The organism is Hymenobacter aranciens (assembly GCF_030580865.1).
Taxonomy (GTDB): Bacteria; Bacteroidota; Bacteroidia; order Cytophagales; family Hymenobacteraceae; genus Hymenobacter; species Hymenobacter aranciens.
Genome location: NZ_JAUQSY010000001.1, coordinates 384733 through 396919 on the forward strand (window position 1 = coordinate 384733; position 12187 = coordinate 396919).

General features: G+C 67.7%; 8 protein-coding genes. 5 read left to right on the top strand and 3 right to left on the bottom strand.

Translation table 11 applies throughout. The features are described from left to right. Positions 1-119: 119 nt before the first annotated feature. The gene (locus tag Q5H93_RS01445) at positions 120-1811 is read left to right on the top strand and encodes an FG-GAP repeat domain-containing protein (protein WP_305004692.1); all 1692 of its coding nucleotides are present in this window, start codon (positions 120-122) and stop codon (positions 1809-1811) included. A gap of 230 nt (positions 1812-2041) precedes the next feature. Here the strand turns inward: Q5H93_RS01445 and Q5H93_RS01450 are convergent, their stop codons facing one another. After that, entirely contained in the window at positions 2042-2428 is a 387-nt protein-coding gene (locus Q5H93_RS01450; RefSeq protein WP_305004693.1) for a hypothetical protein, read from the bottom strand. A 118-nt stretch (positions 2429-2546) separates the two neighbouring features. Between Q5H93_RS01450 and Q5H93_RS01455 the strand changes: the two genes are divergently transcribed. After that, positions 2547-3167, top strand: coding sequence for a hypothetical protein (locus Q5H93_RS01455; RefSeq protein WP_305004694.1), 621 nt, complete (start codon positions 2547-2549; stop codon positions 3165-3167). Between the two features lie 303 nt (positions 3168-3470). Further along, entirely contained in the window at positions 3471-8819 is a 5349-nt protein-coding gene (locus Q5H93_RS01460) for a T9SS type A sorting domain-containing protein (RefSeq protein ID WP_305004695.1), read from the top strand. A gap of 88 nt (positions 8820-8907) precedes the next feature. Here Q5H93_RS01460 and Q5H93_RS01465 read toward each other — a convergent pair whose 3' ends face one another. Next, complete coding sequence (locus tag Q5H93_RS01465) at positions 8908-9138, bottom strand: T9SS type A sorting domain-containing protein (protein WP_305004696.1); 231 nt, start codon at positions 9136-9138, stop codon at positions 8908-8910. 120 nt (positions 9139-9258) lie between these two features. On the opposite strand from Q5H93_RS01465, the gene pafA reads away from it, so the two are divergent. Further along, the gene (gene pafA, locus Q5H93_RS01470) at positions 9259-11040 is read left to right on the top strand and encodes an alkaline phosphatase PafA (protein ID WP_305004697.1); all 1782 of its coding nucleotides are present in this window, start codon (positions 9259-9261) and stop codon (positions 11038-11040) included. 56 nt (positions 11041-11096) lie between these two features. On the opposite strand, the gene Q5H93_RS01475 is transcribed toward pafA, so the two are convergent. Beyond that, positions 11097-11423 carry a hypothetical protein gene (locus Q5H93_RS01475; protein ID WP_305004698.1) on the bottom strand — a complete coding sequence of 109 codons (327 nt, stop codon included), beginning with the start codon at positions 11421-11423 and terminating at the stop codon, positions 11097-11099. A gap of 173 nt (positions 11424-11596) precedes the next feature. Here Q5H93_RS01475 and Q5H93_RS01480 point away from each other — a divergent pair, with 173 nt between their 5' ends. Continuing rightward, complete coding sequence (locus Q5H93_RS01480) at positions 11597-12148, top strand: inorganic diphosphatase (protein ID WP_305004699.1); 552 nt, start codon at positions 11597-11599, stop codon at positions 12146-12148. Positions 12149-12187: the final 39 nt, after the last annotated feature.

Sequence of the window (12187 nt, forward strand, 5' to 3'; positions counted from 1 at the left end):
GGATTCGCGGCCGGGGGCCTCTTTGGCTTCGGCTGCTGCCCGGGGCTGGCGTCCCGGCGCCCGGGGCCGCGTATCTTTGCGGAATGCCCTGAGTCAGGGTGTTAGCAAAAGCGACGATAATGACGACTCTTTACGAATGGAAGCGCCCGGTGCTGGCGGCCATGCTGGGGCTGGGCCCCACACTGGCCCTGGCCCAGGGAATGGCCATAACCAGCATGGCGCCCGCGCCCAATACTCCGGCCATGCCCCCCACCAGTAGCCTCACCATTGGCCTGACGCAGGCGCCCACGGCGGCCTCGGCTTCGGAGCTGCGGGTGTATAGCGCACAACGGGGCGGGCAGCGGGCCCGGGGCGCCACGCCGGCCGTGGTGAGCGGCAATACCCTGGTCTTTACGCCCACGGCCTACCCCTACGTGGCTGGCGAAACGGTGCGCTATACCGTTACGCGGGCCGTGGCCGGCGCGGGCGGCTCGCTGCCAGCCCCGCTGGTGGCGCAGTTTACGGTGGCCACGGGCGGCCCGGGGCGCGGGCGCTTCGTGGCGGCCAGCGGGCCGCTGGCCGGCGGCATCACGGGGCTGAACCCGGTGGTGGGCGACCTCGACAACGACGGCGACCAGGACGTGGTGATTGGGCATTCGAACCGCAGCCAGGTGACCGTGCTGCGCAACGACGGCACCGGCACCTTCGTGGCCGACCCCGACCTGCCCCTGGGCAGCTCGTACCAGCACCTGGCCCTGGCCGACGTGGACCAGGACGGCGACCTCGACCTGCTGACCACCGGCAGCGGCAACGGGGTAGCCGTGCGCGTGAACAACGGCACGGGCACCTTCACGGGCTCCCAACTGGTGACGGTGGGGGCGGGCGTGACGTTTGTGGCCGTGGGCGACGTGGACGGCGACGGCGCCCTCGACATGGTGACGGCCAATGCCAACGCGTTTCCGGCCCCCGGCTCGGTGAGCGTGCGCTTCAACGACCGGGCGGGCAACTTCAGCGGCCGCTACGACCTGCCCATCGGCACCGGCGCGCAGAGCGTGGCCCTGGGCGACGTGGACCGCGACGGCGACCTCGACATTGCCGTGCCCGACCCCATGGCCCGCACCGTGATTGTGTTCTTCAACAACGGCTTCGGCGTGTTCCCCACCAGCACCACGGTGCCCGTGGGGCCCTACCCGGTGAGCGTGGCCCTGGCCGACCTCGACGGCGACCTCGACCTCGACCTGGCCGTGCTCAACGACAACAACTCCAGCGTGAGCGTGCGCCTCAACAACGGCGTGGGCACCTTCAGCGGCACCCTGGACGTGGGGGCGGGCGGCGGCGTGCGCCTGGCCGTGGGCGACGTGGATGCCGACGGCGACCTCGACCTGCTGGCGCAGTCGCCCTACGTGCCCGGCATGATAGGCCTGTCGCTGAACAACGGCGACGCCACCTTCGCCTGGGGCGGGATGGTGACCGTGGGCGACGGCCCCCAGGGCCTGGCCCTGGCCGACGTGGACAACGACGGCGACCTCGACCTGCTGACGCCCGGCCGCGCCGGCCTGAGCGTGGGCCTGAACTCGGCCCCGCTGCCCACCGCCCCCGGCACCGCCCCGGCGGCCCTGCGCCTGGCTCCCAACCCCGCCAGCGGGGCCGCCACACTCAGCGGAGCGGCCCCGCTGGCGGCCGTGCAGGTGCTCGATGCCCTGGGCCGCCCGGTGCTGGCCACCCGCACCGATGCCAGCGGCACGGCGCTGCTGGCGCTGCCGGCCGGGCTGGCGCCGGGCCTCTACGTGGTGCGCTGCGCCGGGCAGGTGCGCCGGCTGGTGCGCGAGTAGGCGGCGGCCCCCCGCCCCGATGGCCCGGCTCCCGCCTTGGTGGGGGCCGGGCTTTTTGTTGGCCCCGCGCCGGGTGGCCGGGCCGGCGCATCCGTGCCAGCACCGATGCCACCCCCGTAAAAATACCTGTTTAGCAAATCGGGTGTTTTTACGCTACCGCCGCTCAAAACGGCATTTTACTTTTGTTGTGCTGCCCCGGGTGGGGTGGTATCGGCCTCACGGGGCCGGTGTTAGCTCCCATTGGCGGTATGCACAGCGTAGGTAGTTCGGTAAGCAGTGGCCCTGGCGCGGGGCGGGGTGGGCCGCGGCCGCGGCTCCGTGGCCGTGGTTGCCGGGGCGGTGATGTGGTCGCTGGCAGCGGCGGCAAGGTCGCTGGAAGCGGCTTCGGGGTCGCTAGAAGCGGTTTCGGGGTCGCTGGAAGCGGCTGCAAGGTCGCTGGACACGGCTTCGAGGTCGCTGGAAGCGGCTTCGGGGTCGCTGGAAGCGGCTTCGAGGTCGCTGGAAGCGGCTTCGGGGTCGCTGGAAGCGGCTTCAAGGTCGCTGGAAACGGCTTCGGGGTCGCTTGAAGCGGCTTCAAGGTCGCTGGAAGCGGCTTGCCGGGCGCCCCGAGCTCTCACCGGGGCTACCAAAAAGCCGTGGCGCGGCGCCGGGGCGCGGTATGGTGGCGAAGAAACCGGGTGCCTCACGACTGTATTGTCTTCTCTCTCATGGTTTCTTCTTTTCATTCATCATCTCATGGCAGACCGTCTTCTTCTTACGTTTTTCGAGAACGTTCCCAAACCCCGCATCGGCCCCCTGGCCCAAAACTGCATCGATACCCTCATTACCAGTCCCTTTTTGCCCAACCGCGAGGCGCTGATGATGGAGGTGAAAGAGAGGCTCAGCATCTACCTGCCGCTGGCGGCCCTCACGCGGCGCACCGAAGTGCAGACCATTCAGTTCAACAACGCCCGGCAGGCCCTGAACAACAGCCTGACGGCCGTGGCCAAGTACGCCAACGACCTGGTGCCCGACAACGAGGAGGCCCTGCTGAGCACGGGCCTGCCGCTGGCCAAGCTGCCCGAAAAGCACACCACCCTGCTGCCGCCGGCCGAGTTTAGCCTGCACGATGGCACGGCCCCCGACACCCTTTGCGCCAAAGTGAAGCGCACGAAGCACTCGGCGGCCACCGAAATCCGCTACACCGACGACCCCAGCCTGCCCTGGTACCTGTGGCTGGCCGTCACCACCACCCGCGCCAAGGCCACGCTGCGCGGCTTCAGGAAGAAAACCGAGGTGTTTATGATGTGCCGCGCCGTGGGCGGCGACACCGACGACCAGCCGTTCTCGGCCGTGGTCAGCCGGGTGGTGCAGTAGGGGCGGGGCGGCGGAGCGGGGCCGCCGCGCCCCGCCGCCTGGCCCCGGGTGGTGGGCGGCGCGGCCCCGCCCCGTGCCAAAATCAAGAGCCTCCGGTGCAAACCGGGGGCTTTTGTTGTGAACTATCCAGCCGGTAGTAAAAAATCAAAGCGAAATCACGCAAAAACGACCGGCTTAGTAGCAATAATCCCAATAACCTCTTACCTTGTGCCCGCCGTCGAGGTAGCAGCGCCAGTTACACCTGGTTAGGAGCACCCTGAGCGGACATTTTCCCACCATATTCCTTTTTCAGCAACTCTTTTTATGAAAAGACTCTTACCCTTCGGGAACACCAGCCAGCTGCCTGCGGGCAGCGGTTCCCGCCCCTCCGCCCTGGGCGGCAGCCAGCGCTGGTTGCTGGCCGCCGCCGCGAGCCTGCTGGGGCTGGGCGCGGCCCAGGCCCAGACGCTGAACTTCCGCTCGAACAACGTGCAGAACGTAGCCGGCACCTACACCGACCTGGGCGCGAGCGGCACGGCCATCACGATGGCCAGCAGCGACGACGCCAACTCCAGCGCGCAGAACATCGGCTTTGTGTTTAATTACAACGGCACGGCCTTCAGCCAGTTTGTGATGAGCACCAACGGCCTGGTGCGCCTGGGCGCCACGGCCCCGTCGTCGGCGGCCCTGTACCCCACCTACGCGCAGGATGCCCTCACGGGCAGCCCCGTGACCAGCGCCACCGACACCAACCTGCTGCTGCCCTTCAACGTGGACCTGGAGGCCGGCACCGGCACGCCCGCGTATAGCGTGCTCACCACCGGTACCTCGCCCAACCAGGTGTGCACCATTCAGTGGAAGAACGTGTCGGACAAGGCCAAGTCCGCTTCTTCCACGGTGGCGACGGCTATTCCGAAACTCTACAGCAACATGAGCTTCCAGGTGAAGCTCTACGAAGGCACCAACAACGTGGAGTTTGTGTACGACGCGCCCACGCTCAACACCACCAACGCCAACTTCAAGGCGGCCGTGGTGGGCATCAAGGGCTCGGGCAGTGCCGTCAACCAGGTAATCCTGGGCACCAAGGGCTCGACGCAGCCCGCTTCGGCCACCACCTTCCTCAACGCCAACTACACCGGCAACGGCTTCAACTTCCGCAACAACAACGGGGCGGCGCTCATCGATGCCGGCCGCACGTTCCGCTTCCAGGCCGCGCAGGCGGTGGATGCGGCGGTGCTGGCCATTTACAACAAGGGCAAGCTGCCCATCGGGCCGGCCACGCCCGATACCATCCGGGCCTACATCCAGAACCAGGGCACGAGCCAGTTCTCGGGCCAGCAAATCACGCTTACGGTGCGCGATGCCAGCAACGCCACGGTATTCACCACCACCCGCACGGTGGCGGCCTACCTGGCCGGCGCAGGCGGCGTGGTCACGTTTGCGCCCTGGACGCCCACGGCCGCCGGCACCTACACGGCTACCGTGACCGTGCCCGCCGACGGCATCGCCGGCAACAACAGCCTGGTGGAAACCATCGAGGCCAACGCTACCGGCCTGTTTGGCTACGTGCCCTCCACGGTGAACACGGCCACGCTGGCCAGCATCGGCAATCCGACCGTTCCTGTCACGTTCGCCTCCCGCTTCGTGACCAATACTGCCCGCACCGTCACCGGGGTCAACATGTATGTGACGGCCGCCGGCACCGTAACGGCGCAGCTGTTTGACGCGGCCGGCAACGTGCTGGCCAGCTCGGCGGCTACGGCGTCGGCCGTGGGCTACCGCACGTTCACCTTCCCCACGCCGGTGGTTATCGGCGCGGGCTACTTCCTGGTGGGCGGCCTCATCACGGCCAACACGCGCATCGGCTTCATGCCCGAAACGCCCACCCGCACCAATACCTTCTATCAAATCACGGCCGGCCCGGTGCTGAACGACCTGTCGGCAAATGGCTTTGGCCGCGCCTACATTGAGGCCCAGACCAGCGCGCCGCCCGCCTGCGCCCCGCCCACCGGGCTGACCGTGGGCAGCGTCACGAACACCGGCGCCACGCTGAGCTTCAGCAACTCGGGCTCGGCCACCAGCTACACCGTTACCTACACGCCCACCGGCGGCACCGCCACCACCCTGAACCCCAACCCCACCGGCACGCCCGTGGTGCTGAGCGGCCTCACGCCGGGCACTGCCTACACCGTATCGGTGACGTCGAACTGCTCGGGCAGCACCACCAGCACCTCGGTCACGGGCAGCTTCACCACGCTCTTCAGCAACGAAGCCGCCCTCGATGTGCTGTACACCCAGGGCCAGCTGCCCATTCCCTTCGGCGCGCCCCACGTGGTGCGGGCCGTGGTGCGCAACGCCGGCCAGAACACCCTCACCAACTTCCCAGTGACGCTGACCGTGAGCGGGGCCAACACCTTCAGCAACGTGCAGACCATTGCCTCGCTGGCGCCCGGCGCCAGCGCCACCGTCACGTTTGCGGGCTACACGCCCACGGCTACCGGCACCAACACCGTGGCCGTGACCATCAGCGACGATAACCCGGCCAACAACACCCGCAGCCAGCCCCAGGTGGTGAGCAGCACCACCTTCGGCTACGCCACCACGGGCGCCGGCATTGCGAGCAGCGTGGGCTACAACGCCGGCACCGGCCTGCTGCTGAACCGCTACACCACTTCCGCGCCGCGCGTGGTGACCGCCGTGAACGTGTTCCTGGCCACGGCCGCCGCCACCGCCGGCAAAACCGTGCGCGCCGTGGTAGTGGATGCCAGCGGCACCATCATCGGCTCGTCGGCCGACTACGTGATTCTGGCCGCCGACCTGGGCACGCTGAAAAGCTTCACCATTCCGGGCACGGTGATAGTGCCGGCCGGCGCCTTCTTCGTGGGCCTGGGCCAAACCACCCTCACGGGCTCGGGCTACTTCCCGGTGGGCACGCAGGACGAGCTGCCCACCCGGAGCGGCGCCTACTACACCGCCCCGCTGGCTGGTGGCAGTGCCCCCGGCGATGCCGCTTCCTCTAACCTGGGCCGCTTCTACATCGAGGCCGTGACGGCCGACCTGCCCGCCTGCGGCCCCGTAACCAACCTGGCCACGAGCAGCGTAACCGGCACCAGCGCCAACGTGACCTTCACGCCGGGCAATGCCAACACCAGCTACACCCTCACCTACACGCCCGCCGGCGGCAGCGCCCTCACGGCCACCGGCACGGCTTCGCCCATCAGCCTCACGGGCCTCACGCCCGGCACCACCTACAGCCTGTCGCTGGTGGCCAGCTGCTCGGGCTCGCCCACCACGGCCGTCACCGGCACGCTCTACACCGTGCCCACCAACGACCAGTGCGCCGGCGCCATCGCCGTGGCCTGCGGCGGCACCACCACCGGCACCACCCTCGGCAGCACCAGCACCAACGACCCCTCGGGCACCCACGCGGGCGGCACCATCTTCGCGGCCGCGGGCGGCGTGTGGTATAGCTTCGCGGGCACCGGCGACCGCGTGACGATGAGCCTGTGCTCCTCGGCCAACACCTCGTTCGACTCGCAGCTGTTCGTGTTTAGCGGCAGCTGCGGCAGCCTCACCGACGTGGCCGCCGACGACGACGGCTGCTCGGTGGGCGGCCTCTCGACGGTGACCTTCCTGAGCACCAGCGGCACCACGTACTATGCCTACGTCACGGGCTTCGTGAACGGCGGCGTGCCCTCGCGCAGCGCCTTCACCCTCAGCACCACCTGCACCTCGCCCGACCTGCTCGTGAGCACGGCCCAGGTAGTGAGCGGCACCTACCGCAACGTCACCATTGCCGGCCCCAACGGCGCGGCCGTGCTCACCGACAACCTGACCGTGACCGGCACCATGACGGTGCAGAGCGGCGGCACGCTCACCACCAGCCCCACCTTCTTCGTGCAGGGCCCCGGTAGCTTCGTGCTGCAGGCCGGCGGCACCATCATCGAGCCCAACGCGGCCGGCATCGTCAACGACGGCAACGGCGGCTTCGACCTTAGCGGCACGCTCACGCTGAGCCCCGACGCCAACTTCGTCTTCAACGCCTCCACGGCGCAGGTAACCGGCGCGCTCCTGCCCGCCCGCGTCCGCAACCTGACGGTAAACAACTCGGCCACCCCGCTCAACCGCACCCTCACGCTCAGCAACAGCCTGAGCGTGGCCCAGCTCGTGCGCCTGCAAAGCGGCAACCTCGTGCTCAACGGCCGCTCGCTGGTGCTGCTGTCGGCAGCCAGCGGCACGGCCCTCATCGACAACACCGGCGGCACCGTGAACGGCGCCACCGGCCAGATGCAGCGCGCCATCACCAGCGCGTTCACGAGCGTGGGCTACCGCCACTTCTCGTCGCCGGTAAGCGGCAGCCGCATCGACACCCTGAGCACGGGCGGCGCCATCCCGGTGGTGAACCCGGCCTACAACTCGGCGGCCCAGCCGGGCCTCATCACGCCCTTCCCCACGGTGTACGGCTACGATGAGGCGCGCATTGCCAGCACCACCAACAACTTCTCCGATTTCAACAAGGGCTGGTTCTCGCCCAACGGCGGCAGCGATGCCATGGTGGTAGGCAAAGGCTACACCGTGCAGGCGGCGGCCACGCCCACGCCGGTACACTTCACCGGCACCTTCAACAACGGCACCCAGAACTCGGGCGCCCTCTCGCGCGGCCCCTCGGCCGATGCCGGCTGGCACCTGCTCGGCAACCCCTACCCGAGCCCCCTCGACTGGAGCACGGTGGGCGCCGCCCAGCGCCCGGGCATGGACGCCGCCATGTACGTGTACCAGGCCACCAGCCAGTACAACGGCACGTACCGCGCCTATGCCAACGGCGTGGGCTCCTCGCCGCTGATTGATGCCGGCTCGGGCTACTTCGTGCGCACCGCCGCCGCCGGCACCCCCGGCGCCGTGAACCTGACCAACACCAACCGCGTGACCACCTTCGGCCCGCAGCCGGCCTTCGGCCGCGGTAGCTTCGACACCCGCCCGCAGCTGCAGCTGCAAGTGGCCGGTGCCGGCGTGGCCGACCTGACGCACCTCTACTTCGAAGCCGGCGCCACCACGGGCGTCGATGTGGAATACGACGCCACCAAGCTGGCCAACCCCACCGGCCTCAACCTGGCTTCGCTGGTGGGCCAGCAGGCGCTGGCCATCAACGGCCTGCCCAGCCTGGCCGGCACCCGCGAAACGGTGGTGCCGCTGACCCTGGCCGCCCCGGCTGCCGGCAGCTTCACCTTCACGGTGGGCAGCCTGGCTAACTTCGGCGCCACCACGGTGTACCTGCGCGATGCCCTCACCGGCACCCAGCAGCTGCTCGCCGCCGGCGATACCTACCCGTTCACCCTGGCCACGGCCATGAGCGGCACCGGCCGCTTTGCGCTGGCCTTCCGCCCCAGCGGTGCCCTGGCTTCGGCCACCGCGCTCGACGCGGCCAGCGTGAGCGTGTACCCCAACCCGGCGCACGGCAAGTTTACGGTGCTGCTGCCCCCGGTGGCCGGCGCCAGCGCCGTGCAAGCCGAGCTGCTGAACGTGCTGGGCCAGAGCGTGACCACCCGCACCATTGGCCTGACGGCCGCCGGCGCTTCGGCGGAGTTCGAAACCTCGGCCCTGGCCAAAGGGGTGTACATGCTGCGCCTCACGGCCGGCAGCCTCACCCTCGCCCAGCGCGTGGTGGTGGAGTAGCCCACGCCCGCTCGCGGGCGCCACTGGCGCAAACAAAAAGACCCGGTGCAGCTGCACCGGGTCTTTTTGTTTGCGCCAGTGGCAGCTTCTATTCCACCACCAGCCGCTTGCTGATAGAGGTGCTGCCCAGCTGCGCGCGCACCGCGTACACGCCCGGGGCCAGGCCCGCCAGCGGTAGGGTAAGCGCCGCGCCGGCGGCCGTCTGGCTGAGTACCACCCGGCCCAGCACATCGCGCAGGGTGACGGTGGCGCGGGTGGCCCCGGCCACGACGGGCAGCAGGGTGGCGCTGCCCCGGGCCGGGTTGGGGTAGAGCAGCACGGCCTCGGCCCGCAGGGCGGTGGTGGCCAGGAGCGCGGCGGCGGGTGCTGGGTGTTCGGTATTGGGTGTTTGGGAAAGGGGACGGGTATCTTTGTCCCGTACCTTCCTACCGGAAACTGTATGAAAAAGATGCTGTGGCCCCTGTTGGCCGTGGTGGTGCTGCCGACGGTAGCTCATCCCAACACCCAACACCCAACACCCAACACCAAACACCGGGTCCCGGGTGCCGAAGCCCGAATTGATGCCCACAAACCCGCCCCCGCCCTCAAGCGCCCCCGGCTGGTGGTGGGCATCGTGGTAGACCAGATGCGCTACGACTACCTCTACCGCTACTGGGACAAGTACCCGGCCGGGGGCTTCAAGCGCCTGCTGGGCGAAGGCTTCAGCTACGAGAGCTGCCACTACAACTACGTGCCCACCTACACCGGGCCGGGCCACGCCAGCGTGTACACCGGCACCACGCCGGCCACCCACGGCATCATCGGCAACAACTGGTGGGTGCGGGCGCTGGGCCGGGCCACCTACGTGACCGAGGACAAGACCGTGCAGCCCGTGGGCGGCTCGGTGGCAGCGGGGCAGATGTCGCCGCGCAACATGCTCACCACCACCATCACCGACGAGCTGCGCCTGGCTTCCAACTTCCAGAGCAAGGTCATTGGGGTGTGCATCAAGGACCGCGGCTCCATCCTGCCGGCCGGGCACGCGGCCAACGCGGCCTACTGGTACGACGACTCGAACGAGTCCTTCGTGACCTCTACCTTTTATATGCCCACCCTGCCCGAGTGGGTGGCGAAGTTCAACGCCGAGAAGCGCGCCGACCAGTACCTGAGCAAACCCTGGAACACGCTGCTGCCCATCCAGCAATACACCGAGAGCACCGCCGACGACGTGCCCTGGGAAAGCACCTTCATCGGCGAGACGAAGCCCGTCTTCCCGCACGACCTGCCCACGCTGCTGGGGCCCAGCGCCGGCCAGCAGGCAGCCCTCAAGGCTTCGGGCGAGGCCTCCAAGAATAAGTACGAAAGCCGCAGCCTTATCCGCACCACACCCTTCGGCAACAGCCTGACGGCCGACTTTGCCCTGGCGGCCCTGGCCAACGAGCAAATGGGCCAGCGCCCCAACGTCACCGACTTCCTGGCCCTGAGCTTCAGCAGCACCGACTACGTGGGCCACTCCTTTGGCCCCAATTCCATTGAGGTGGAAGACACCTACCTGCGGCTCGACCGTGACCTGGCCCGCCTCTTTGAGGCCCTCGACAAGCAGGTGGGCCGGGGCCAGAGCCTGGTATTCCTGACGGCCGACCACGCGGCGGCGCACGCGGTGGGCTTTCTGCAGGCGCACCGGCTGCCGGGCGGCGGCGTGGGCACCGGCTACATGCGCGACTCGGTGCAGCGCAGCCTCGTGCGGCGACACGGCGCGGGGGCCTGGGTGCTCAGCTACGAGAACCAGCAGGTGTACCTCAACCGCCCGCTCATCGCCCAGAAGAACCTCAAGCTGGCCGACATCCAGGACGAGGTGGCCGACGTGCTCATCACCCTGCCGGGGGTGACCCAGGCCCTATCGGCCAACGACCTGCAGCGCGGTCACTGGCCCGAAGGCGTGGCCCACTTCCAGACGCTGGGCTTCTACGGCCCCCGCTCGGGCGATGTGATGGCGGTGCTGGCCCCCGGCTGGCTCGAAGCCTACGGCTACCCCGTCATCAAAGGCACCACCCACGGCTCGGCGGGCGCTTACGACACCCACGTCCCCCTGTTGTTCTGGGGCTGGGGCGTGCGCAAGGGCCACTCCGAAACCGAGGTCAAGATTACCGACATCGCGCCCACGCTGGCGCGCTTCCTGCACATCCAGGAGCCCAGTGGCACCATCGGGCGGCCGCTGGTGGAGGTGCTGCCGACGAAATAAGATATTCCGCATCTTTTTAGGGGCAGGCCGGTGAACTGAATTTGTCATTCCAAAAACTACGGGATGGCCTGCGCGACCTGCCGGGCCATCCCGTAGTTTTTAGGGATGGCCTGCGCGACCTGCCGGGCCATCCCGTAGTTTTTAGGGATGACCCGCACAGTCTGGCGATGCACCCCGTAATTTTTAGGGATGGCCCACACAGTTTGGCGATGCACCTCGTAGTTTTTAGGGATGGCCCGCGCAGTCTGGCGATGCATCCCGTAGTTTTTAGGGATGGCTTCCGCGACCTGCCAGACCATCCCGTAGTTTTTAGGGATGGCCCGCGCGACCTGGCGATGCACCCCGTAGTTTTTGGGAGTGGGCTGGCAGGGCGCGGAAGCCATCCCTAAAAACTTTCAGGACGGCCAACAGTAGTAGTTGGCTGGTGGCTATTGCTGCCTCCTGAGCAGCTGAAATATTCTGCCCGGCTCAGGTATTTTCCAGGGCGATGCTAACCCGCCGCCCTGCCGGGCGTATTTTTGCAGCGTTACTTAGTTCTATTACCTACCTCACTCGCATGAGTCATTTTAACCCCTGGCACGACGTGTCGTTGGGCAGCGGAGCGCCGGAAGTCGTCCAGTCCATTATTGAAATCCCCAAAGGCAGCAAGGGCAAGTACGAGCTCGACAAGGAGAGCGGCCTGCTGAAGCTGGACCGCGTGCTGTTCTCGGCCGTGCACTACCCCGCCGCCTACGGCTTTATCCCCCAAACGTACTGCGACGACAAGGACCCGCTGGACATCCTGGTATTGTGCTCGGTGGACATCGTGCCCATGTGTTTGGTCGAGGCCAAAGTCATTGGCGTGATGCAGATGGTGGACCAGGACGAGGAGGATGACAAAATCATCGCCGTGGCCGCCCACGACATCTCCGTAAATCACTACAACGACATCGCCGACCTGCCGCCCCACACCCTGCTCGAAATGCAGCGCTTCTTCGAAGACTACAAGGCGCTGGAGCACAACAAGCACGTCACGGTGGAACGCTTCATGGGCCGCGACGACGCCTACCGCATCATCAACGAAAGCATTGAGCTCTACAAAACCACGTTTCCGAAGCAGGAGGCGTAGGGTGTAGCCAGCAGAATCGAGCAAGCCGCCCCCGGCTTC